At 35.2% G+C, this 23,426-nt stretch carries 22 protein-coding genes and 1 pseudogene; 6 read left to right on the forward strand and 17 right to left on the reverse strand.

All coding sequences use genetic code 11. From position 1 onward, the window contains the following. Window positions 1-16 precede the first annotated feature (16 nt). The 5 genes from BAU23_RS26175 to BAU23_RS26195 form a co-directional block, all read right to left on the reverse strand. A complete protein-coding gene (locus BAU23_RS26175; protein WP_001047525.1) occupies window positions 17-244 on the reverse strand; it encodes a coiled-coil domain-containing protein in 228 nt (75 codons plus the stop codon). A 250-nt stretch (window positions 245-494) separates the two neighbouring features. After that, a complete protein-coding gene (locus tag BAU23_RS26180) occupies window positions 495-1,046 on the reverse strand; it encodes a GNAT family N-acetyltransferase (RefSeq protein ID WP_016130017.1) in 552 nt (183 codons plus the stop codon). A 220-nt stretch (window positions 1,047-1,266) separates the two neighbouring features. Next, the gene (locus BAU23_RS26185; protein WP_000728110.1) at window positions 1,267-2,175 is read right to left on the reverse strand and encodes an iron-hydroxamate ABC transporter substrate-binding protein; all 909 of its coding nucleotides are present in this window, start codon (window positions 2,173-2,175) and stop codon (window positions 1,267-1,269) included. A gap of 21 nt (window positions 2,176-2,196) precedes the next feature. After that, window positions 2,197-3,213 (reverse strand): FecCD family ABC transporter permease, encoded by a 1,017-nt coding sequence (locus tag BAU23_RS26190; RefSeq protein WP_000653814.1) that lies wholly within the window; start codon window positions 3,211-3,213, stop codon window positions 2,197-2,199. Further along, window positions 3,214-4,248, reverse strand: coding sequence for a FecCD family ABC transporter permease (locus BAU23_RS26195; RefSeq protein WP_000902733.1), 1,035 nt, complete (start codon window positions 4,246-4,248; stop codon window positions 3,214-3,216). A gap of 275 nt (window positions 4,249-4,523) precedes the next feature. On the opposite strand from BAU23_RS26195, the gene BAU23_RS26200 reads away from it, so the two are divergent. Next, the gene (locus BAU23_RS26200; protein ID WP_000500240.1) at window positions 4,524-5,288 is read left to right on the forward strand and encodes a DUF817 domain-containing protein; all 765 of its coding nucleotides are present in this window, start codon (window positions 4,524-4,526) and stop codon (window positions 5,286-5,288) included. 114 nt (window positions 5,289-5,402) lie between these two features. On the opposite strand, the pseudogene BAU23_RS26205 reads toward BAU23_RS26200, so the two are convergent. Together BAU23_RS26205 and BAU23_RS26210 are read right to left on the reverse strand one after the other, a co-directional pair. Beyond that, window positions 5,403-6,439 (reverse strand): annotated as a pseudogene (locus BAU23_RS26205) (DUF4003 domain-containing protein). A gap of 298 nt (window positions 6,440-6,737) precedes the next feature. After that, window positions 6,738-7,214: a DinB family protein gene (locus tag BAU23_RS26210; protein ID WP_002076733.1), complete on the reverse strand. Its 477-nt coding sequence runs from the start codon at window positions 7,212-7,214 to the stop codon at window positions 6,738-6,740. 184 nt (window positions 7,215-7,398) lie between these two features. On the opposite strand from BAU23_RS26210, the gene BAU23_RS26215 reads away from it, so the two are divergent. Beyond that, entirely contained in the window at window positions 7,399-7,890 is a 492-nt protein-coding gene (locus BAU23_RS26215) for a DinB family protein (RefSeq protein ID WP_016130018.1), read from the forward strand. 112 nt (window positions 7,891-8,002) lie between these two features. On the opposite strand, the gene BAU23_RS26220 is transcribed toward BAU23_RS26215, so the two are convergent. The 3 genes from BAU23_RS26220 to BAU23_RS26230 form a co-directional block, all read right to left on the reverse strand. Next, the gene (locus tag BAU23_RS26220; RefSeq protein ID WP_000771042.1) at window positions 8,003-8,479 is read right to left on the reverse strand and encodes a DUF2690 domain-containing protein; all 477 of its coding nucleotides are present in this window, start codon (window positions 8,477-8,479) and stop codon (window positions 8,003-8,005) included. 16 nt (window positions 8,480-8,495) lie between these two features. Further along, on the reverse strand, window positions 8,496-9,008 hold the full coding sequence (locus tag BAU23_RS26225; RefSeq protein WP_000473750.1) for a YjfA family protein: 513 nt from the start codon (window positions 9,006-9,008) through the stop codon (window positions 8,496-8,498). Window positions 9,009-9,308: 300 nt separating this feature from the next. Beyond that, the gene (locus BAU23_RS26230) at window positions 9,309-10,202 is read right to left on the reverse strand and encodes a LysR family transcriptional regulator (RefSeq protein ID WP_016130019.1); all 894 of its coding nucleotides are present in this window, start codon (window positions 10,200-10,202) and stop codon (window positions 9,309-9,311) included. 124 nt (window positions 10,203-10,326) lie between these two features. Here BAU23_RS26230 and BAU23_RS26235 point away from each other — a divergent pair, with 124 nt between their 5' ends. Beyond that, window positions 10,327-11,292, forward strand: a complete 966-nt coding sequence (locus tag BAU23_RS26235; protein ID WP_016130020.1) for a quinone oxidoreductase family protein — start codon at window positions 10,327-10,329, stop codon at window positions 11,290-11,292. Window positions 11,293-11,368: 76 nt separating this feature from the next. Here BAU23_RS26235 and BAU23_RS26240 read toward each other — a convergent pair whose 3' ends face one another. From BAU23_RS26240 to BAU23_RS26260, 5 genes are all read right to left on the reverse strand, one after another. Further along, entirely contained in the window at window positions 11,369-11,821 is a 453-nt protein-coding gene (locus tag BAU23_RS26240; protein ID WP_071735484.1) for a hypothetical protein, read from the reverse strand. Window positions 11,822-12,130: 309 nt separating this feature from the next. Next, complete coding sequence (locus tag BAU23_RS26245; RefSeq protein WP_000745510.1) at window positions 12,131-12,841, reverse strand: histidine phosphatase family protein; 711 nt, start codon at window positions 12,839-12,841, stop codon at window positions 12,131-12,133. 160 nt (window positions 12,842-13,001) lie between these two features. Further along, window positions 13,002-13,526, reverse strand: a complete 525-nt coding sequence (locus BAU23_RS26250) for a GNAT family N-acetyltransferase (protein WP_016130022.1) — start codon at window positions 13,524-13,526, stop codon at window positions 13,002-13,004. Window positions 13,527-13,532: 6 nt separating this feature from the next. Beyond that, the gene (locus BAU23_RS26255; RefSeq protein WP_001095212.1) at window positions 13,533-15,434 is read right to left on the reverse strand and encodes an endonuclease MutS2; all 1,902 of its coding nucleotides are present in this window, start codon (window positions 15,432-15,434) and stop codon (window positions 13,533-13,535) included. 488 nt (window positions 15,435-15,922) lie between these two features. Then, window positions 15,923-16,639 carry a hypothetical protein gene (locus tag BAU23_RS26260; protein WP_000831442.1) on the reverse strand — a complete coding sequence of 239 codons (717 nt, stop codon included), beginning with the start codon at window positions 16,637-16,639 and terminating at the stop codon, window positions 15,923-15,925. A gap of 449 nt (window positions 16,640-17,088) precedes the next feature. On the opposite strand from BAU23_RS26260, the gene betA reads away from it, so the two are divergent. After that, window positions 17,089-17,778, forward strand: a complete 690-nt coding sequence (betA, locus tag BAU23_RS26265) for a collagen-like exosporium glycoprotein BetA (protein WP_016130024.1) — start codon at window positions 17,089-17,091, stop codon at window positions 17,776-17,778. A gap of 94 nt (window positions 17,779-17,872) precedes the next feature. On the opposite strand, the gene amyS is transcribed toward betA, so the two are convergent. Next, window positions 17,873-19,414 (reverse strand): alpha-amylase, encoded by a 1,542-nt coding sequence (gene amyS, locus BAU23_RS26270; RefSeq protein ID WP_000919650.1) that lies wholly within the window; start codon window positions 19,412-19,414, stop codon window positions 17,873-17,875. A 216-nt stretch (window positions 19,415-19,630) separates the two neighbouring features. Between amyS and BAU23_RS26275 the strand changes: the two genes are divergently transcribed. Both BAU23_RS26275 and pepF read left to right on the forward strand, forming a co-directional pair. After that, a complete protein-coding gene (locus BAU23_RS26275; protein ID WP_000129229.1) occupies window positions 19,631-20,422 on the forward strand; it encodes an arylamine N-acetyltransferase family protein in 792 nt (263 codons plus the stop codon). Window positions 20,423-20,539: 117 nt separating this feature from the next. Then, a complete protein-coding gene (pepF, locus tag BAU23_RS26280; RefSeq protein WP_016130026.1) occupies window positions 20,540-22,327 on the forward strand; it encodes an oligoendopeptidase F in 1,788 nt (595 codons plus the stop codon). Between the two features lie 48 nt (window positions 22,328-22,375). On the opposite strand, the gene BAU23_RS26285 is transcribed toward pepF, so the two are convergent. Continuing rightward, window positions 22,376-23,413, reverse strand: a complete 1,038-nt coding sequence (locus BAU23_RS26285) for an agmatine deiminase family protein (RefSeq protein ID WP_001246149.1) — start codon at window positions 23,411-23,413, stop codon at window positions 22,376-22,378. Between the last annotated feature and the right edge of the window lie 13 nt (window positions 23,414-23,426).

Consider the following 23,426-nt stretch of genomic DNA (forward strand, 5'->3'; position numbering starts at 1 on the left):
CGCATACCTTTTTCCATCACCAAAATATACCTATAATTGCTAATCCACCTAAAATCATACCACCAATTTGCCCGACGATTGTTGGTGATAATTGAACACCTTTTCTCACTTCAACAACTGGTCTTTCGTGCCTTAATTGCTGCACTTCACTTTGAAGTTGGTGTACACTTCCATGTAATTCTTTAATTAGTTCCTTTAATTCAGCGACCTCTTCATTTACTGGTTTACTTTTTTCTAAATTCATTTTGCATAACTCCTTATAAAGTGAAACTTTAATCAGTGGGGGTTTTGTTCATCCCCCACTGATTATTAGTTGAACCAATCGGGCGTTTACGGGCGGCCCGACTCCCACCTAACTTCTTTGCTCCACCTGAATTTTGAGGTGGGAATTTTACTGCCCGTTCATGCGGGATACATTCAATCAGTTCACTGTAAAATTTCGCCAATTACCGGTATATCTCCTGCATACTACATATATAATATGGAATGTACTTTTAATCTTGCAACTTTATCCATTCATCCCTCAATATCCCCATAATCATACGATCAAAACACTTCCCATCTCTTTGCACCGCTTCTCTCATACAACCTTCCATCTGAAAACCCATCTTTTTATACAGTGTAATGGCAGGTTTATTATACGAAATAACATCGAGACCGATGCGGTGTAAATTCAATTCATAGAAAGCATACTGTAGAATAAGGTGTATTGTTTCCCTTCCATATCCCTTCCCTCTATCATTCGCATCTCCTATACCAATTGCTAATAAACCTGTTCTGTTATTCCACTCTATGCCATGAATCGCCACAAAACCAATTAAGCGATCATCTTGAACTGTCCTTACCATGAAAGAAACACTATTCGATCTCCGTCCCTTTAATAGCCCATCATTTTCTATTTCATGTAAAGATTGCGGGAATGCTAAGTCTGTATCGACATTTCTTAAATACTCACTATCCTCTTGCCACATAGCCATTACTTTAGCATCTGTTTCTCTAATAGCTGATAATTTAATAGTTTTATTTTGAAAAAGATTCATTGTCATTTCAAACTCCCCTTTTATTAAATAGCGGGGACAAGTAGCCTATTTATCCCCTAGTTCCATACACTGCCTTATAAACGGGATACTTACAATAAGCGCTGACATTGGCACAACTCCTCTACATTGAATTAACTTCATTGTATAATTTTTTATTTATTCGAACAATAATAATTACAAAAAGACCCTCCAAATTTAGAGGGTCTTTCCTAATAGAAAAACTGTATTATTTTGTAAACATTTTCTCTGCTTCATCCATTGCCATTTTGTTTCCTAAAGCAGAATAGTCAAGCCATGGTTGGTCATTGATAATGTATACGTGCTTGCCTTTAACAGCTTTTAAGTCTTTCCAAATTGGTGTTTCTTGAAGTTGTTTAAATGCTGCTTTCGCTTTATCATCTCTATTTACAACAACGAAAATAGCATCTGCGTCAAAGTCAGGTAATACTTCTTGTGAAATGACTTCGAAAGGACGGTTTCCGTCAATTTTTTCTACACCATTTGCAGGTTGTAACCCTAAGTCTTGGAATAAAATTGGTCCCATCGGTCTTTTCGTGCTAAATACACGTAATTCTTTTGCAGTAACACGAATTGCCATTACTTTTTCGTTATTACCTAATTCTTTATCTATTAAACTTTTCACTCGTTTTGATTGCTCTTCGTAATCTTGAATATATTTATCCGCTTCTTTCTCACGGTTTACAAGTTTACCAACTTGTTTTAACTGATCTCTCCACGTACCTTCATCTAAATTGAAAGAATGTGTTTTTGCAATTTTTTCGTATTTCGCTAAATCTTTGCCCGCGTATTTTTCATCCACATAAATGTCAGTTGGCTTCAATTGAAGTAATGCTTCCATATTCGGATCCGTTACAACACCAAGTTTCTTCGTATCTTTCAACTGCTCTTTTGCATGCGGTAAGAAATCTTTTAAATCTCCACCAATAACAGAGCCTACAGGTGTAATTCCTAATGCCAGTAAATTATTCGTTAAGTGAATAGACATAGAGGCGATTTTCGGATCATTACTTTTTTCAGTTTTTTTCGTTGCCTCTTCATTAGATTTCGATTGACCACATGCTGCTAATACTAAAATACACATAATGCTAAATAAAATGGAAAGTTTCTTTTTCATATGTTCTCCTCTTTGAAGTATTTATTTTGTTTTTGTAAGTAAATAAAGAAAATACGGCGCTCCTAAAGCCGCTACTACTACACCAGCTGGAATAGAGTTTGGCTCGAATATAGAACGACCTATCGTATCTGCGAGTACTAAAATAATCATTCCAATAATGCCAGCTAACGGGAGGAAGTGCTGATATGTACTACCTACTAACTTCCTTGCAATATGCGGAGAAACTAAGCCGATAAAGCCAATTCCCCCTGCCATTGATACGCTTGCACAAGACAATCCTACCGCTGTAGCTAAAAGCAGTAACCGTTCTTTTTGAACAGATACACCAAGTCCTGCTGCTACACTATCACCTAGTGACAGTGCATTTAACGTTTTAGATTTTAGCCATGCGTATGGAGTTAGTATCAAAATCCAAGGTAATAATGCTAGGACATGAATCCAATCTCTTCCCCACACGTTACCAACTAACCACCTAGAAGCGAACGTATACGTCTCATCATTTAACTTGAGCGAGAAAAATAACGAAAGTGCACTAAAACCAGCTGAAACTGCAATCCCAACAAGAATAAGTCTAATGGGAAGTAAACCTTTTGACCGATCACTCGCAAGCAAAACAATAAGAAATGCAGCTAACACTCCTCCGCCAAATGTAAATAACGGTATTAAAATCGATGCACTCTCGTTAATAGAATGAAAGAAAGTAACAAATACAATAAGCCCGAAAGATGCACCCGAATGTAACCCGAGAATACCAGGATCTGCGAGTGCATTACGAGATAGCCCTTGCAAAATCGCACCGGAAACCCCAAGGCCAATACCTGCTAACATTGTGATTATAATTCTTGGCATACGATAATCGTATAGCACGGTTGCACTCTCAAAATCACCATAGCCAAAAAGCGTTTGAATTACTTTGAGCGGTGCGATGCTCAGCGTCCCCGTATTTAAGCTAATCAAAATTACAGCGATACTTATACATCCGAAAATTGTAGTTACAGTAATAGCCCTCTTTTTATCCGTGTTAAAAAGATCCTTCACTTATAACTCCCTCCCAACTTTACGTGCTATATAAAGGAAGAACGGAACTCCAACAAGAGCTACCATAATTCCTATCGCAAGTTCTTTAGGAGGATTTACTGTTCTTGCCCCTAAATCAGCTAATACCAATAACATAGCTCCTAATAATGCTGACATAGGAATAATAAGCCGATAATTAACACCAACTAATTTTCTAGCAATATGCGGAATGACCAGTCCTACAAATCCAATAGAACCAACAGCTGAAACAGAAACACCTGCAAGAATGACTACTATAATCATCCCAAATATTCTTGTACGGTTCGTTTTCACGCCTAAATTCGTAGCAACATCATCCCCCATTGATATGAGTGAAATAGATCGCCCTATCACTGTCGCAAAAACAATTGTTATGAGAATAATAGGCACTAAAAATTTCAAGTGTTCCCACTTAACGCCTGCAACACCACCAGCGTACCAAAACGCTAAATCTTGACTTAAGTCATAATAAATCGCGACGCCTGAACTTAACGAATGTAAAAGCGCGGCCATAACTGCCCCTGCAATCGTTAACCTCATCGGTGTTAATCCGCCTGATGTTGCTGATCCGATAATAAAAATGAGTACTGTACTTAAAACTGCTCCAATAAAGGAAACAATCATTAAGTAGGAATACGGCATATGCGGGAAAAAAGCAAAACTAAGTGCTACTACAAACATTGCGCCTGCATTTATCCCAAGCACTCCTGCATCCGCTAACGGATTTCGTGTTACCCCTTGCATAACAGCCCCAGCGACTGCAAAAGCTGCTCCTACAACTGCCGCACCAATTACCCTCGGAAGCCTTAATTCATAAATAATTTGATGCTGCGTTAATTTCGGATTATAATCAAAAACCGCTGCCCACACCGTTTGCAAATGAATATCCTTTGCCCCGAATGCAATAGCTAAAAATATAGATCCGATTAAACATAAAATTGTTAAGCTCATGAAACATACGAACTTAATATGTATCCAGCGATTATTGCCAGCATGTACAGTAGACTTATGTAACATGTTTCATTTCATCCTTTATATTCAGTTGTTTTTATAATTACTTTTTATTTATAATCATTATTGATAATAATTATCATTTTCATTTAGATATTATATCCCCACTTTTTTTAAATAGCAAACTATTTTTTTACTTTGCTAAAATATTAAAATACTTATTACAATTCCCTTCTAAAACTTACAAATACATGCAAAATGACGTACTGTTTTATTTCCATATTTGTAGTATACTAAGTTATTATTTTAATTTTCTAAATATATTCATTGAAGGTGAAACAATGTTTTATGTAAAACAACTACTACACTTTACTTACGAACAAGCATTATCCTGCTTGTTCCCTGTTGTTATTTTCTTAACACTAGCCCTTTCAAAAATCATTTCTATTCCGGGATTATATCGCTATGATTTCATACTTATCGTATGTGTTCTTATGCAGTGGGTGATGTATAAGACTGGTCTTGAAACGAAAGACGAACTAAAAGTAATTACTGTCTTCCACCTCATCGGCCTTTTGCTAGAAATATATAAAGTACATTTCGGTTCATGGAGTTACCCCGAAGAGGCGTATTCGAAGATTTTGGGGGTTCCGCTTTACAGTGGTTTTATGTATGCAAGTGTTGCAAGTTACATATGCCAAGCGTGGAGAAGATTGCATTTACAAATGCATCATTGGCCGAAAGCTATTTTTGCAATACCTCTAGGAGCAATGATTTACTTTAATTTTTTTACACATCATTTTCTATACGACTTTAGATGGGTATTAACTTTAATTTTATTCATTGTTTTCTTTCGCACATTTGTGGAATTTTCATTACGAGGCATTACATATAAAATGCCACTCGTTCTCTCCTTTTTCCTTATCGGTTTCTTTATTTGGATTGCAGAGAACATCGCAACATTTTTTGGAGCGTGGCAATATCCAAATCAACGGGAAACGTGGAATCTCGTTCACTTAAGCAAAATTAGCTCATGGTTTTTACTCGTTGTTATTAGCATTATGATTGTTACACAACTCAAACATTTGAAGGAGTCGAAAAGATAATGCTGCTTATCTAAAAGCAGTTAGCCCACCACTCATTAGAGAGTGATGGGCCTTTTTTATTAATATTTTTCAAACTGTTCGTTATAAATTCATCATAATTTACAAGAGCATAAATTATGAACTACTACTAGCAGAAGATGTCGCTGCAGATGAAGCGGCAATCGTTGCCATCATAGCTGCCTGTTGTGCTTGTATGAGGACTTCTATCATAGTTTGTAAACCTGTGTTGGTAGCTTTACTTTCCTCACCTTTCTGACTTACGAACAGTTGAATAGCAATAAGAATATTCGTATCTGTATGCCAACGGAAGAATTTCTCCCCCTGCAATTTTTCAATCAACGCTTTAATAGAATGAATCTCTTTTTCTCCATCCTCAAGTAACGCTAATAGCCCGATAGCTGGGTAATGCATCTGTTTCACTTTTATCTTTTCCTGCTTTAACAAATTCCATATGTTTGTGCATGTTGCAACTAACATTTCTTCACGGACATCCTTCTTTAATGAAAGTATATGACTTAAAAATTGAAGATCATTCCCTTTACGCAAACCAGCTTTCGCTAGTTTTTGATAAAGACGTTCTACTCGATCCATAAGTGTTTCCACATTCTCTGATTGTCCTGCTAGTAAAACCGCGAGCGGATAATCATTTGTACCTGTAAGAAAAAGGTGATCCTCTTTCATACGTTTATATACTTGCATCGAACGCTGAATGTGCGTGCCATGCTGTTCATTTTCTTCTGTTAAAAGCACAGCTGCTGCGAGATAAGTAAATATACTTCGACTAAAACCACCAGCGACCAATTGTTCATATAAATCTAAAAACTCCCGAAAAGCTTTCTTATAATCTGTAAAGTGAATATCTAATGTTGCGGCCACCACAAAGCGATGATAAGACTTTAAGTATGAAAACATCCCTACCTGATTCTTTATATAACTACTAATTTCTAAAAAACGGCCGATATCAAACAATTTATCACTACCTGCATACATAGCAGCAATCATCATACCGGTTCGAGAATCACTCGTTTTCCATTTTAGTTCTCCCTTTAACTGTGCATATGTATGTGTGTATTGCCCCAACTTTTTTTCCGATGTAATCATAGTATTCCCCCATTTTCTAGTTCCTCTCTTTTATTATACGTATATTCCATATTTAGGAATACCCTATTTCATACAGATTTTGCAACCTTATTTCTGTATTATCTTCAATATTTTACTATTATGTAAATAAAAACTAATAACTATTCCTACTTCATCAGTATCACGATGGTAAGCGTTCATAATCCTTCAAGAAGTTCAACAACAAAAAAGATAGATAATAAATTATCTATCTTTTTTGTCTTTATATTATTTAACATTACACCTGTATTGTGAAAAATAAGATTGTAACTACTTACACCTCAATTTTCACAAAACATCTGTGATTTCGTTTTTCATATGCAATTAAAACTAAAGAGCCTTAATAATACGTTCCATCGCCTTCATTTGCCCAATATGATCAGCTTCATGATAAAGCATCATACCGTATAGCTCTCCTACTGTTTCCAATCCTAGGAATGGCTCTGGCAGTTTATTTTCAAATGCTTCTGCTGGAATTTCGTTAATACGTTTTGCTTGTTCTTTTAATTGAGCCGTTAACACTTCTAATGATGGTCCTTCTGTTTTCCATTTAGACGGTTTTGATCCATACCCAAACATACCTGGATATTCAGTTGGTAATTGTTTGAATTCTTTTCCAAACATGAAAACTTCTGCTGCCGTTAACACATGACCGATATGCCAGCGAATTGTATTGTTAAAACCCTCTGGCTGCGTATCCACAGTTTTATCATCTAGCGTCTCCATAAATTTAAGTAATGCCCCGCGCGTTATTTCAAATTGTTTTAAACCAATTATTCTATTCATTTTATCGTTCCCCTTCTTCATGTACAATTTATTATGAACTAAGAATGTTCAACCTATTAAAGTTTCACCTTGTTTAATCTATCAGAAACAATGAAGAAATACATCTAATATGCTTAGCAAAAATAATAAAAAGGTTCACCTCTCGTACATATAGAATTACTTACTACACAAATAGTTTAGTAAATAAAAGAGGAGTGTTAATTTCATGTTACATGTTTTAAAACAGCAATATAATCTTATTAGCGCTACAAGAGAAACTCTATTTTCATTTTTGGAAGAAATCCCACTAGAAAAATTACATAGCACTGTTCCGAATTTCGGGAGCGGTAGCATTATAAAGACACATATTCATGTAGCCGATTGCTACCGATACTGGCTTGGATCATTCGCATTTAAGCAAAAACGAGCAGATTTTTCATTTGCTAGTGATTATGAAATTGAGCATGCAGATGTCGAGAAAGTTCGTGCTAGATTTAAGTTAGTCGATGAGGTTGTAATGCGTTTTTTAGATGAATACAATGACCGTTGGCTCGAAAATATAGCAAATGAAGTGAAATGGCAAAAAGAACCTTGGAGCACAACTCCGCTATGGCTTTTAACTCATACGGAAACACATGAATTTCATCATAAAGGACAAATCGTATCTATGGCTCGTCACCTTGGATATACTCCTCCTGATACAGACCTTATTAGTTGATTCAAAGGCCCTGATTACCGAAAAGATTAAAATGAATACAGATCGAGCATGTTTTGAAAACCAATCAAAACATGCTCTTGAAATATGCTATCTTAAAATTTCTATAATTCCATCAATACCAAATTGTCTCAGCATAATTATACGCGTCACTATTCGGAATGGCGTGTTTCCCCTGCGCTTGTGCCTTTCTTGGATCTAAATCATATACCATTGGCGTATAACATGATGTTTGCCCTTTATTCACAACACCATTTCCTCCAGCACTTCCGCAAGTGTATGCCTTTCCATCTGTTTTTCTAACAATCCTTGCATCAGCTTCATTATTATAAACTGCTGGACGAGTTACAGTAACTTTTGCCCATGCAGTCTTACACGTCGTACTAAACTTTAATTCCACATAAGAATTTGAATCAATCCATTTCTTTTCTTTCGTTACTGCTGATTGATCACAACTATTGTAATACGGACTTTTCCCATCATACGAATGGTCTTCTGCATATGCTTTATCATTATTGGTCGTACTAAACATACTAGTTAAAACGAGCAACGATAGACAGAAACATGCGCTCAGCTTTTTTAAAAGTTTCAAAGTATTCCACTCCTTTTTAATAGCGCCCTGTTTTTCCGTAACCGTTATTAAACGTAACTGCTTCAGCATCTGCTGTGTATCCGAAATCAGCAGTTAAATCAAATACCATTCCTGTATAAGTACTCGTTTGACCTGTTTTTATTGTGCCGTTCCCCTGATTAGAAGTGACTGATTTTTGGAATACACCGTTTTTGTATTTATTCACAACAGCGTACGCATACACTCCTCCCGAAACAGCTGGTGCTGGTTGATCTAAAACAAACTTAGCCCAAGCTGCATGACATTTATTACTGTAACGTAAATACACTGTCCCTACTTTTTTACTACCTTCATACACCGCTGTAGACTTTGCATTAAATCCATCTGCATCACAGGTTGTACTGCCTCCGTATACTTTCGTTGTTGCTGGATTTTTCCCGTCATAGTAACTACTTAAATCAGTAGCTGCAAATGTACTTCCTTGGAAACTAAATAATACACCTACACTCGCTACACTTAACACACATACTTTCATTAGCTTTTTAAACATTTAAATCTCCTCCCTCAAAATAAGAACGTATAATAAAGACAATCTATCTCCTATGTACGCCCTCCTTTCTTACTTCCTAGAGGCATCTTACAGAAACGAATAAACGTTGTAAATTCCCTTATGGTTATTGGAATATACGAAGAAATTTACTTATCCTTGTAAGAAAAAAAGTTGAGAAATACACATTTTATAGCATTCTTTATTTAAAACATAAAAGAACCGATACTTGTTTCATTCAAGCATCGGTTCTTTATACAAAAGTGCCATTTTTTCTTTTATATAAAATAAATATTTCTCCACTTAATCCGTTGTAAAAGACTCCCTCGTTACCTCAATAAATTGCTGTAGCGGAGCTGTCATCCATTTATCTTTATGCCAAGCGATTTGTGTATAAATCGGTGAGATTGCATTTTCTAAATGTAACTCTTTTATCGTCCCCTCTCGTATATCTTTTTCTACTACTATTGCTGGCAAAACTGCTATACCTAAATCTGCAATAACACATTGTTTAATTGCCTCGACACTAACAAACTCAATCTTATTTGCTGGATACACATCTTCTGTACGAAATAGCTCTTCAAATAAAGTCCGATACGAGCAACCGAGTTCTGTTAGTAAAAGTGTCTCGCTCTCCAAATCTTTTGTAGAAACGGAAGTTTGCCCGAGTAAATGATGCGCTGGAGCAGCGACTACTTTTAATTCTTCTTTCATAAGTGGCTCCACATGTAAAACATCCTCTGTTTTACATTCGTCCAAAATAAATGCAAGATCTACTTTCCCTTCCATCAATTGTTCCTTCGCATCTTTATTTGAATGTGCAGGTTTAAATATAAGCTTTATTTGGGGAAATTGTGCTTTAAACCTTTTTAATATGGAAGGAAGCCTATATGTACATTGACTTTCTTGTGCACCAATTATTAACGTACCTGCCATTTCCTCATCATCTTTCACAGCCATTTTCGCTTCGTTACTAAGCGCAATCATCTTATCGGCATATAGTTGAAACTTCTTTCCTGCCTCAGTTAAGAAAAGACGTTTTCCTAATCTCTCAAATAATGGTGTACCGAGCTCAGCCTCTAACGTTTTAATTTGCGCTGTCACGCTCGACTGAGCGAAGTTTAATTTCTTCGCAGTTTGTGTAAAATTCAAACTTTCTGCTGCTACTTTAAATGTAATTAATTGTTTTATCTCCATTTATCATCCCTCTTTTTCAATCGGTATTTCCGATTGATTTTATCGAAATAATCCTCTTTGCCTATTGATATTTGTATTGTATGATAAAGAACATCGACAAACAATATAAATGGAGGTATTCCATATGAAAGCACTTTGCTTCGAAACATTCGGAGACGCTAATGTACTACAATATAAAGAAATACCTGATCCAATCATAAATCCAAATGAAATCCTTGTTCGCATGCAAGCAATCGGTTTAAATTTCGCTGATATTTATAGACGCCGCGGCGATTATCATCTCGCTGGTAACCCGCCTTATATATTAGGTTATGAAGGCGCTGGTATTGTTGAAAAAGTAGGAGCTAACGTTACTACTATCAATCCCGGAGACCGCATTGCATTTGCTGACGTTCCATTTGCAAATGCAGAGCTAGTTGCTGTTCCATCTGAGAAGGCAATTAAGCTTCCGGATGCTATCTCTTTTGAAACAGCCGCTTCTGTCTTATTGCAAGGTCTAACAGCACATTATTTAACGAACGATAGCTATCAAATAAAACAAGGTGATATAGCTTTAGTACATGCCGCAGCTGGTGGCGTTGGTCAACTTCTCATCCAAATGATTAAACTACAAAGCGGAAAAGTAATCGGTCTTACGTCATCAAAAGAAAAAGCACAGATAGCCACGTTAGCTGGTGTTGATCACGTATTTTTATATACTGAAGCATGGCATACGAATGTACTTGAAATGACTAATGGCGCTGGCGTAAATGTTGTGTATGAATCCGTAGGTTCTACATTAGAAGAAAGTTTTAAAGCGACTAAAGTTGGTGGTACTGTCGTATTTTACGGAATGGCTGGCGGTAATCCAACGCCTGTAGATCCACGTATGCTTATGGATACTTCAAAAACTTTAACTGGCGGAGACCTTTGGAACGTACTTACTACGTATGAAGAACGTAAAAAGCGATCTACTCAATTATTTGATTGGATCACTGCAGGAGAATTAAATATCGCGAGTCCAACTACATTCGCTTTACAAGATGGTGCTTTTGCACATGAATTATTAGAGAGCCGTAAAAGTACTGGGAAAATTTTATTAATTCCGTAATCTTTCCACTTTAAAAAGGAAAGATAAGCATACTAAAAGAGCATCGATTCCGATGCTCTTTTAGTATGGAATTTTATTAGTTTCTTTTCATTCCAGTAATTTTCGGCTCATCATATGAAATAATGTCGATGATATGGTTCAAACAAGGAATTTGATAATGAACGAACTGCTCTTCAGGAAATATAAATTCAGCAATTGTTCCTGCTTTAACAAAATCCGAATATCTTGATTTTGAGTAAACTCTAAAAATTCTACCTTCTGAAATTTCGTAGTCATCCATTACAGTAAACGATTCATTAATAACGGAGTAAGCAACATACGATTCAAAATCCAATTGCACAATTGGCAGATTGTCATCAACATCAATGGATGATGCTTCTATTTTAACCTCATCTGTAATTTTCGCGAGTCCCTTAGTTTTGTTAACTTTACACCTATCAATAAGTACCCTCAGTGAATTTTCTTCAGGTTCAAACAATTTGTTTAAATATATATACCCTTTAAATTCCATCAAATCTTGAAAATCCATTATTTCCCCCCATTTTGAAAATCTATCTGAAACAGTTGCGAGTCTCTTTACATAACTGCTCAACCAAGATTTTATACACCTATTCTAATCAACTGTAACATAAATCATTGTACACTCTTACTTTATGTTGAAAGTGGTACTGTTTTTGGTACAAACTCAACGAAAAATGATTTAAATCAATAAAAAAAGACCCTTCCGCTTATGCGAAAAGGCATACGATCTTATTTGTTATTTTGAGTAAAACTCACCCTAAAAAGATCTCGTTAAGATCTTTCTAGCTTCTTTTTCTTATTTCTATTTGAGATATAATTATATTTCCACACTTTCTTTCCCTTTTGCAACATAGCTCATATCTCCAACCGACTCGACTGTGTACTTCCCATCTTGATATACAATCTTCGTCACACTAGCATTTTCCACTCCAAGCTTTGTTTTGCTACTATCTAACAGTTCTATTAAGGTAGTAATTAAAAGCCCATGAACGACAACTAATACGTTACCGCCACCATTTCCAACAGCTTCTTCACTAATTTTATCAATCTCTGCTTTTATACGAGTAGAAAATAATTCCCAATCTTCCGCCTGTTTCGTAGGGTCTGCTGCTCTAATCAGGTTAATCACTTCTTGAATAGAAAACTTCATGAGTTCTTCTGGTGATGCAACGCCCGCAGCTTTTCCAACCACATCCCACATATTTTCAAGTTTTTCACCTTCAAAAATACCAAAATTTAATTCTCGTAAATTTTTCCTTTGCTCAAGTTTCAATTTTGATTGTTCACTATACTTTAATACTAAATTAGCAGTTTCAATCGCTCGACCGCTATCACTACTATACGCTTGCATAAAATGAACATCTTTTAATCCCGTTCCTAAATTAGAGGCAACTTCCACACCTTTTTCTACTAATGGAGAATCTGCCCAACCTTGCGCACGATGATTCGTATTTAATATTGTTTTACCGTGTCTTGTAACATATAACGTAACTACATTCTCATTGCTATCTGTTTCTCGCTTCTTCATTCTATTCTCTCCCTTTACATTTCTATATCAATTTTACCATCTCAATTATTCATTGAGCAAAATATACGTAAGTGAATTTCCTTAATAAAAAAAGCTATCTTTCTGTATATCCCTACAAAAAGATAGCTTCTTTTATGATTACATTTCTTAATCGATACTCCTACTCAGCAAAAGCACTCGAATACTGAACAACTCCTTCTACACCTTCAAGAGCATTCTCTCTTAGCTCCATCACCATAAACACCTCATCAGGCACTTCAAATGGCGCTTTTATATTCCACTCACTTGCTTTCTTAAAACCAAATTTCGGATAATACTCTGGATGTCCTAACACTACAACTGATCCATATCCAAGTTCTTTCGCTTTTTCTAAAGCAGCTACAATAAGCTTCCCACCAATTCCTTTTTTCTGGTGGCCCCTATCAACTGAAATCGGTGCAAGTGCTAACGATTCTACAGAAGTTCCATCCTGTTCTATTGTAATGTTTGACAACAAAATGTGCCCCACTATTCCCTCATCAACCGCAACTAATGATAATTCAGGAATAAACGCGTCACATTCTCTAATACGTTTTACAAGTTCATGTTCCTTTTTATCACTAAATTCTTCATTTAAAAATGCTTGTTGTACAACTTCTTCTGTTTTTCTATAATCGTTTTTTTGCTCTTGTCTAATCGTTACCATCTTAACTTATCCTCTATTCTTTCTTATTTCTTTTTCAATTTTACGAAGCGCTTTTTTCGATCCGCGCTCAATATCGTGTTGCATTTTTCTTTCTTTATAATCGACAAATAGTGTATTTAAATCATATCCTTCTGGGTATAATTCTTTTGCTGCTACCTCTAACGTAATACGTTTTACATTCACTTCAACAAATTCACCGTTATAATATACAACGACGTTATAGAAATTATCTATTTCCTTATAGATGATACCAAAATCATCATAATCTAATAAATTTACACGATCGCCGATTTTGTACTCATAATGGTTTTCTCTTTTTTCTTGCACCATTTTCGGTTTTCTAATCTTACTTTCATTCACTTTTTCTATAGCGTATTCTTTATTTCCCATATACTCTTTCGCTCTTTGCAGTACATGTTCTCTCACATTCATTTTATTCGCAATCCAAAGTGCATTACTTTCACCTGATTTACCGATCACTAATTTATAAAGTGGCTCTAGTGTTTCACTATTAAATTGCATTGCTGCGTTCATAAAATCATCGTGCATTTCTGAAAAGCGTTTGATTTCACCGTAATGCGTACTCGCAATTGTAATACATCCCGCAAGGTAAAATTCTTCTAAAATAGATATCGCAAGCGCCGCACCTTCATTCGGTTCTGTACCGCTTCCTATTTCGTCAAATAACAGTAACGTATTATTATTTGACATCCTCATGATTTCAGAAAGATTTTTCATATGAGATGAAAATGTACTTAGTGCATTTTCGATACTTTGATTATCACCAATGTCTACAAATACATTTTCGAAAATAGCAATTTCCGTTTCTTTATCTCCAGCGATATGAAGGCCTGACATTGTCGCTAATGTTAACAATCCGATTGTTTTTAGCACAATTGTTTTCCCGCCCGCATTTGGTCCTGTAATAATTAAACTTCGGTAGTTTTGACCGATTTCAAAGTTTAATGGTACTACTTTCCCATTTAAAAGCGGATGCTTACAATTCACTAAATGAATATAGCCATGATCATTTAATTTCGGCTCTATTCCATCGATTGATTTACTAAACTTCGCTTTCGCAAATACCATATCATATTGACTAATCAATTCCATATTAATTTTTATATGATAAATGTTTTCTACTACCATTCCTGATAAAGTTGCTAAAATTTGATACTCTTCCATCGCTTCTTCTGCTTTCAAACTTGCGAGTTCCGCATTTAACTTTGTAACCGTATGCGGTTCTATAAATACAGTAGAACCTTTAGCGGATGCTTCAACTATACTTCCCGCAACTTGATTTTTATAAGAAGATTTAATTGGAATCGTATAGCGATCATCCTTTTTACTAATAAAGAATTCCTGAATATATTTCTTATTTGTACTACTATTTAAAAACTTCGTTAAGCGCTCTTTTATTTTTCCGTCTACCGAATCAATGTTATTGCGAATTCGTTTTAATTCTTTACTCGCAGCTGCATCAATACTATTACCTTTAATAGAAAAGTTGATTTCCTCTTCAATACTTTTATATTCAGTCATTGAATTCGCATAAGAAGCTAATACTGGCGCAAAAAATTCTTTATCTAACATAAACTTTTTAATCTTTCTACAGCCACGTAAAAAGTCTGAAACACTTACTAACTCTTCAGGATCTAAAATCATCCCTTTTTCTAATTTTTGAATTGTACTAGCAATATTTGAAATGCCGAAGAAAGGAACATGCCCTTCTGCATCTACTATAGCTCGTGCTTCTGTCGTTTCATTCAAGCGATTCCTCACTACTTTTATACTCGTACTCGGCTCTAATTTATTTAATAATTCCTTACCTAATCCACTTACACAATATGATTTCACTATTTCCTTTAATTCGTTATATTGTAACTTTTCAAAAGTCATCGTATTCATTTTGTTTCTCCTCACTATGATTGATTTTTATCATAAATGAAGATACCTACTCATTAGATTCCAATGAGTTCTACATTATTCATTTACCATTTTTATACATTAAAAAAATATACAAAAAAGCTGCGGGGATACCGCAGCTTTTACATTTACAAGGCATGTGTAATAACATATGAGGAAATAAGCCATAAAAAACAGATGGCAATCCCCTTATTACACGCTTTATAAAGTATTGTAGGTATCTTCATAGGTTTCGAAATAAATCCATGACAAAATTAGGGGTATGATGTACATAAAAATCCCCTGGTCTTATCCGATTTATTTCATTAAATTTTTCCTATTTAGTACCTACCGCACTCACAAAAAGCACCTCTCATTAATTTATATTATAGTCATTGAAATCTAATTTACTGAAATCATCATACTATATGTTTTGCAAGAAGTAAAGGTGTCAGACTATTGCCTTTCACACCTGAGGAAGGTCCCTTTTTTCACTTCGTAGACTGTAAAACTTTCATATAGTCAGCCTTTTTCTCAAGGGTCTTTTTCGCATCTTCAGCCGTTAATATATAATCTACTGCAATATTTTTTAATACATCCTTATTAACGTCTGGCAGCTGAATCGTTATATCTTCCACACTACTCTTACTATTTTCAATCATTTTATTAAATTCCTTCATACTTCTTGCGGCCTCCGCTAATGTTTCCATATGTACAGGATTGTTTACATCTAAAACAGTATTACTTCTAAAAACTGCCGTATAATACTGCTTCAAATTTTTCTTCGCTATTTCTTTCTCGGCATTTTTATCGAAAACAGTATCCCCCGCCTGTATTTGAGCGAAAATAAGGATAGTATTATTCTCTTTTTTTTCATAATATGTATTGAATCTTTCTTGTAAATCATTCGCTTCTTTTTTTATTTTATAGTTATCATTATTTACTTTTGGAGAGATTTGTCCCTCGAAAGAAAATTGAAATTGCAAATACGGTTCATCGACTTGCTGTACAGAAACTATCCGCCACTTTGGACCAAGGAAATCCTTTCCGTTATCCAGTGTTTCAACTTGGTTTAGTTTAACAGAAATACCATACTCCGATTTTGTATAACTTTGTGCTTTTTGTTCAAGTTCTTCATCCGTTATATCACATGATGTTAATAGTAATAAACTAAACATTATACTATATTTCATTATTGTTCTTTTCATAATGCCTCTCCTTTCGCTACTACTGCCTATACAGAAATGTCCTTATAGATTTGAAATTACAATGTATATAAAAAACTTCTTCTAATAATTGCTACACCACTTTGCCTTCTCTGACATTAATAATAAAAACTCATCATTTTGCTTTAGAAGGCCCTAATAACCACAAGTGTAAAAACACCCATTTGTTTTCACTTTACACTTAAAGTGTAATTTTACACTATAAACATTTTATCGTAAAGCAAATATAACATCTATTAAAATCACGTTAAAAACATACTAATATTTAGTTCTATAACAATCACAGTATGGCTTTTATCGTCTCCAACTTTAAAGTAATAACTTTAATTTCGCTGCGAAAAAATTAAATAAGCGCCTCCGCTATTGCGAATGTCATTTACTTTCCCTAATACATTTAATAATTATGACAAGCAATCATAGGGGGTTACTATATGAACGAACAATATATTATTTTACATGGGCCTGCTCTTGAACCAAATTTAATTGGCCCCACACTACCACCAATTCCACCATTTACATTCCCAACCGGACCTACTGGAATCACAGGACCTACCGGTGCGACAGGTTTTACTGGAATTGGAATAACTGGACCCACTGGGTTTACAGGGCCTACCGGAATTGGAATAACTGGGCCCATTGGGATTACAGGACCTACTGGAATTGGAATAACTGGGCCCACTGGAGTTACAGGACCTACTGGTACAACCGGTTTAGGGATCCTCCCCGTATTTGGAGCAATAACTTCTGAAATAGGTATCGGTTTTTCAGTAGTAGTTAATACAAATATTAATTTTACCGTTCCAGGACCTGTTAGTGGAACTACTCTAAACCTAGTAGACAACTCCATTACAATTAATACCACTGGTGTATACTCTGTATCCTTTTCAATCGTATTTGCGATACAAGCTATTTCGTCTAGTATATTAAACCTTACAATAAACGATTCGATTCAATTCGCAATTGAATCACGAGTTGGTGGTGGGTCTGGGGTAAGAGCTACATCCGCCAGAACTGATCTATTACCTTTAAACCAAGGAGATGTTCTTCGAGTACGAATAAGAGAAGCCACGGGTGACATTATTTATTCCAACGCATCTCTTGTTGTTTCAAAAGTCGACTAGTGCATTTATTAAAATAAAGATTTAGGTATGATAACAATATAAAAAGAAGAGGAAGACTTATATTTCAGTCTTCCTCTTCTTTTCTATCACCAACTCACTTCTGAACATATATCGAAACTGAACCTCCACTTACATGGAACTGCCCCCATCCGTCCTTATTAATTGTTACAGTATTTGTTTGATTACCCGTCATATCGTACCATACTTCCCCTGCGTTATTCTTTCCAACCTCCATCCACTTTGATCCTCCTGGTCCATCTGAGATTAATGTCGCTAGACCGGAATCCGCATGTACACCATCACCTTCTCGTGTCCATCCAATTACATCTGGATGGTCTAAATAATCATGCTGCGTACCATATGCAAAGTTTTTTCGTGCCGTCAAAATTGGATCAATTTTATCTTTTAACGCTGGTATTTCATAACTACTATTTCCGTTTGTCCCATAGTAATCACCATAGAAAACTGAAGGATAGCCCTCTGCACGAGTTAAAATAAATGCATATGCCAACGGTTTAAACCACGGACTTACTACAGATTCCAATGACTGCCCAGGCTGAGAATCATGATTCTCAACGAGAGTAACTGCAAGTGCAGGGTGATTTTGCATTACTGTTCCATTTAAAATATTTCTCATATCATAATTCCCATTTCCTTTTGAAGCATAATGAAAGTTGTAATGTAGTGGTGCATCAAATACAGATTGATTATAATTGACCTTCGCTAAATAATTATTTAAAGTTCGGATATCATTTTGCCAATATTCAGCCACCGTAAACATTTCTTTCCCCGTTTGCTGTCTGACATGATTTACCCAATCGCGTAAATATTCATGATCAATATGTTTAACAGCATCTAAACGAAAGCCATCTAAATTTAATTCATTCGCATACCACGTCCCCCAATTTTTCATCTCATTCGCAACATCTGGATGATCAAAATCAAGATCTGCATACATCAAATAATCATAATTTCCATTCTCGCTAGACACTTCCCAGTCCCACGCTTTACCTATCCCCCTAAATTTATAAATTCGATTTAATTTCCTCCCTTCATCCCAATCCGTTCCGTCAAAATGATACCATTTCCATTTAAAATTAGAATAAGTATCTCCGCGCCCGGGAAAGTTAAACCCCGTCCATGCATTAATTTCATAATCACCTGATACCTCAATATTTCGATTATTACGGTCCACCTCAACAGCTGTTACATTTTCAGTATAATCCGCTCCACCTTTATGATTCATAACTACATCACCATATACATCGATGTTTTGCTTATGTAAAGCTTCAATTGCAGATTTCAACTGTGCTTTTGTCCCATATTTTGTCCGCACCGTTCCTTTTTGATTGAATTCCCCTAAGTCATATAAATCATATGCTCCATATCCTACGTCATTTTGCGTAGTTCCTTTATATGCAGGCGGTATCCAGACAGATGTAATTCCTTTCTGAGCTAAATTACCGGCATCTGAATGCAAGCGGTTCCAATGATTCCCATCATTCGGAGCATACCACTCAAAATACTGCATTAACGTTCCATTGTTAACCTTATCTGCATATGCTTTACTCCCTCCATATATACTAGGTAAAAACAAAACAACCAACAATCCGACTACTGTTATTCTTTTCAACATATTTACACCATCCCCTTCCAAGAAAACGTTTGCATAGTTTATCGGAATTATTATAATATTCGTTCTACAATTAGTAAAGTAGCAATCTCTCACTCTCTCATATTATTTTTTAGTCTAACTTCAAATATTCATCAAATACTTCAACGTAGTTTTCATTTCACATCTTATTCAAGATTGTTTACAATTTATCTATAAAAGCATAACGGAGGGATTTCTATGACCGACTTTCAAAAACAATTTTTCACGCGATTACATATAGAAAAAAAAGACAAAGTTTCATTTGAAAATTTATCTGACATTATGTACGCAATGGCACAAACTGTCCCTTTTGAAAACTTAAATATTCTCGAAAACAACTTTATAAAAATATCAAAAGAAAATCTAAAAGAAAAAATTTTAGTAAACAACCGTGGTGGTCTTTGTTATGAACTTAATCCTACTATGTACTACTTCCTTAAAGACGCTGGATTTGATGTTCATCTCGTTTCAGGAACAGTGTACAATACTGCAAATTCTATATGGGCTGTTGATTCTGGTCATATCGCAACTGTTTTAACACACCATAATGAACTTTATTTAATTGAAGTAGGATTCGGATCATACTTACCTCTTGCACCTGTCCCTTTCTCAGGTGAAGTCATTCACTCCATCACAGGAGATTATCGTATTCGTAAAGAAATGACCGAAAAGGGAAACTATATTTTAGAGATGCGTAAAAACAATGAGTTTTTGGATCAATCTTCTACTGATGATTGGACGTTAGGCTATGCATTTTATATAGAGGAAGTGAATGAAGAAAAAGCAAATGCAGCACAAAAAATTATCGTTGAACATGAGGGCTCACCATTTAATAAAGTACCTCTTATTGTAAAACTAACTGAAGATGGGCATGCATCTTTAACAAAGGATAGTCTAACAATAGCGAAAAACGGTAAAAAAACGAAAGAAAACGTTACAGATGTGCAATATAAAAATCTTTTACATTCAAAATTCGGAATTACATTATAATTTTTTAAGCCTTGCCATTTTAGCAAGGCTTTTCATTTTCCAGCAGGGATTTTTTGCAATTTGTTGTATTTCATAGTTATATAGGAATATAACTACATATTTAGAAAGGAAATGATTATGACAGAACTTAAAGATCGACTACAAGTAGATGATAAAGAGAAATGGGATTTAACGGACATTTATCATACAATTGAAGATTGGGAAAGCGATTTTCATAAAATTGAAGTATTAACGAAAGAATTACATGAGTTTAATGGAAATATTTATGATGGTAATAGCTTATTAGCTTATTTAACAAAGAGTGAAGAAATTTCTAGCATAATATCTTTAATGTTCGCTTATGCACGATTACAATCTGATCTTGATACGCGCGATACTGCCGCTCAATCTCTTGTCGATAAAGTATCACAATTACATGTGAAAGTAAGTGCGGCTAAATCTTTCTTTTCCCCATTCTTACTTAGCGTAGATGAAAACACATTACATTCTTACATAGAAGAAGCAGAAGGCTTACAATATTATAAAGAAGACTTATTTGAATTATACCGTTATAAAAAACACGTATTGAATAAGGACCAAGAAGAGATTTTATCCCAAATGGGCGAAGCACTCTCCTCCCCCCAGCATACATTTGGCATGTTAAATAATGCAGATATACTATTTGGTGACGTGACTACTGATGATGGAAAAAAAGTAAATTTAACGCGCGGCATGTATGCAAAGTTAATAGAAGATGAGAATCGTGAGAAACGTAAAGAAGCCTATAAAGCTTATTACAAACCATACGTTCAGTTAAAAAACTCTATCGCTTCTACTTTATCTGCTGCTATTAAAAATAATGTTACTGTTTCAAAGCTAAGAAAATATCCATCAGCTTTAGAAAAATCATTATTTGGCGATATGGTTCCGAAAGAAGTATATGAAAATTTAATCGATACGACGAAAAAAAACATTCAATCATTACATACATATAATGAACTTAGAAAAGAAAAATTAAATGTAGATGAACTAAGACAATACGACTTGAGTGTTGATTTAGTAAAAGGTGTAAAACAAGACATTCCATACGACGAAGCGTTTGACATAATGATCGCGTCACTCGCTCCTTTAGGTGAAGAATATATTGAAACATTAAAAAGCTTTAAAGATAAACGCTATATAGACGTGAGAGAAACACCTGGAAAACGTTCTGGCGCTTATAACTTTGGTGTATACGGTGTTCATCCTTTCATTCTTTTAAATCATCATGATGATTTAAATAGCCTTTTCACTCTTACTCATGAATGCGGTCACGGTATGCATACGCATTACTCACACGGATACCAACCAAGGATTTCTGCACACTATACTATCTTTGTTGCAGAAGTTGCTTCTACAGTAAATGAAGTGTTATTAATTCACTATTTATTAAAAGAAGCAAAAGAAACGAACGTGCGTAATCATTTAATTAACCACTTTATTGAGAGCTTTAAAGGTACTTTCTTTACACAAATCATGTTTGCTGAGTTTGAAAAAATCACACATGAAATGGCCGAGCAAGGTAAACCATTAAATGCCCAAGTCTACAGCGAAGTTTACGAAAACTTATTTAGAGAATATAATGGCGACTCTCTCGTATTTGACGAAGAAGTAAAATACGGCTGGTCTAGAATTCCACACTTCTATCGTCCATTTTACGTATACAAATACGCAACTGGATTTGCCTCTGCAATCCAAATCGCTGATAAATTATTAAGCGGCGACCCAAATGCTCAGAAAAATTATATCGAATTCCTTAAAGGTGGAAGCTCTGATTATCCATTAAACCTACTGAAAAAAGCTGGTGTTGATTTAACTACACCAGAACCGATTGAAAGTGCATTAAATCGTTTTAGCTCACTTGTTGAAGAGTTTTCAGCATTATAAAAAGCATGCAGAGTATATACTCTGCACGCTTTTTTCATTTCGGATACTTTATGCTAAATGTTGCTGCGTCACACAGTGAATCATGCCACCATACGCAAACAGTTCATTTACATAAATACCGACAATTCTTCTTCCTGGAAACTGCCCTTCAATGATTTGAAGCCCTAACTTGTCATGTTCATCGCCATATATAGGAACTAATACAACTTCATTTCCAATATAAAAGTTCAAATATGAGCCCTTACAGTCTGCTTCTTTTACCACTTTTCTTGTCACCGGTACTGGTATGAGCTGAAATGGCTTTCCATCTATATTTCTTGCTTGTCTCAATTCTTGATAATGCTTTTCGTACGCCTCCAAAAGGTATGATTCGCTTTCCCCGAAAGGATCATATTCATAAAGAATTGTATTTTCATTTACAAAACGCGCTGCCCCATCAATATGGTAATCTGTATCTTCATCATAATTATCCTCTCCGCGAATACCAGTTATCCATATAAAATTCGTTACTCCCAAATACTTCGTTAACTCTATTTCAATCTCTTCCTGACTTAGTGTAGGATTTCGATTTTCATTTATAATAGAAGTTTTTGCCGCCATTAAGGTGCCATTTCCATTTATCTCTATTCCTCCACCTTCTATACAAACACTAGATTTAACTTTTGGAATGCTATACATTCCACTTATTTTTTCCGGAATAACAGCATCATTTTCATATGGATATTTCTCCCCCCAGCCATTAAAAATCCAGTGTGTTAAGCAGAGATTGCCTTCCTTATCTTTTACAAAGATCGGTCCATTATCTCTTATCCAAACATCATCCGTTTCTTCAACTAAAAAACTAATTTTGTCCATATTTACGTTTGCTTCCATTAACTTCGATTGGACATGCACTTTTTCTTCCTCATCAAATACAACAATATGCACATTCTCTCCGTAATGAAGCTCCTTTGCCATCGTTACCCAAATATCATCTAACTTAGCTCTATAACCTTCACCTCTATGAGCCTTATCATGAGGCCATTGGAGCCATGTTCCCTCATGTTTTTTCCACTCAGCAGGCATATAAAATAAACTATTTCTCATACGTTTTCACCCC

The sequence above is a fragment of the Bacillus nitratireducens genome (assembly GCF_001884135.1).
GTDB classification, from domain to species: domain Bacteria; phylum Bacillota; class Bacilli; order Bacillales; family Bacillaceae_G; genus Bacillus_A; species Bacillus_A nitratireducens.

Bases quoted from the DNA above. Each gene is read 5' to 3' on its own strand.
- BAU23_RS26175 (WP_001047525.1), bottom strand. From the start codon at position 244: ATGAATTTAGAAAAAAGTAAACCAGTAAATGAAGAGGTCGCTGAATTA.
- BAU23_RS26180 (WP_016130017.1), bottom strand. From the start codon at position 1,046: ATGACAATGAATCTTTTTCAAAATAAAACTATTAAATTATCAGCTATT.
- BAU23_RS26185 (WP_000728110.1), bottom strand. From the start codon at position 2,175: ATGAAAAAGAAACTTTCCATTTTATTTAGCATTATGTGTATTTTAGTA.
- BAU23_RS26195 (WP_000902733.1), bottom strand. From the start codon at position 4,248: ATGTTACATAAGTCTACTGTACATGCTGGCAATAATCGCTGGATACAT.
- BAU23_RS26200 (WP_000500240.1), top strand. From the start codon at position 4,524: ATGTTTTATGTAAAACAACTACTACACTTTACTTACGAACAAGCATTA.
- BAU23_RS26210 (WP_002076733.1), bottom strand. From the start codon at position 7,214: ATGAAGAAGGGGAACGATAAAATGAATAGAATAATTGGTTTAAAACAA.
- BAU23_RS26215 (WP_016130018.1), top strand. From the start codon at position 7,399: ATGTTACATGTTTTAAAACAGCAATATAATCTTATTAGCGCTACAAGA.
- BAU23_RS26225 (WP_000473750.1), bottom strand. From the start codon at position 9,008: ATGTTTAAAAAGCTAATGAAAGTATGTGTGTTAAGTGTAGCGAGTGTA.
- BAU23_RS26230 (WP_016130019.1), bottom strand. From the start codon at position 10,202: ATGGAGATAAAACAATTAATTACATTTAAAGTAGCAGCAGAAAGTTTG.
- BAU23_RS26235 (WP_016130020.1), top strand. From the start codon at position 10,327: ATGAAAGCACTTTGCTTCGAAACATTCGGAGACGCTAATGTACTACAA.
- BAU23_RS26240 (WP_071735484.1), bottom strand. From the start codon at position 11,821: ATGGATTTTCAAGATTTGATGGAATTTAAAGGGTATATATATTTAAAC.
- BAU23_RS26245 (WP_000745510.1), bottom strand. From the start codon at position 12,841: ATGAAGAAGCGAGAAACAGATAGCAATGAGAATGTAGTTACGTTATAT.
- BAU23_RS26250 (WP_016130022.1), bottom strand. From the start codon at position 13,526: ATGGTAACGATTAGACAAGAGCAAAAAAACGATTATAGAAAAACAGAA.
- BAU23_RS26255 (WP_001095212.1), bottom strand. From the start codon at position 15,434: ATGAATACGATGACTTTTGAAAAGTTACAATATAACGAATTAAAGGAA.
- BAU23_RS26260 (WP_000831442.1), bottom strand. From the start codon at position 16,639: ATGAAAAGAACAATAATGAAATATAGTATAATGTTTAGTTTATTACTA.
- betA (WP_016130024.1), top strand. From the start codon at position 17,089: ATGAACGAACAATATATTATTTTACATGGGCCTGCTCTTGAACCAAAT.
- amyS (WP_000919650.1), bottom strand. From the start codon at position 19,414: ATGTTGAAAAGAATAACAGTAGTCGGATTGTTGGTTGTTTTGTTTTTA.
- BAU23_RS26275 (WP_000129229.1), top strand. From the start codon at position 19,631: ATGACCGACTTTCAAAAACAATTTTTCACGCGATTACATATAGAAAAA.
- pepF (WP_016130026.1), top strand. From the start codon at position 20,540: ATGACAGAACTTAAAGATCGACTACAAGTAGATGATAAAGAGAAATGG.
- BAU23_RS26285 (WP_001246149.1), bottom strand. From the start codon at position 23,413: ATGAGAAATAGTTTATTTTATATGCCTGCTGAGTGGAAAAAACATGAG.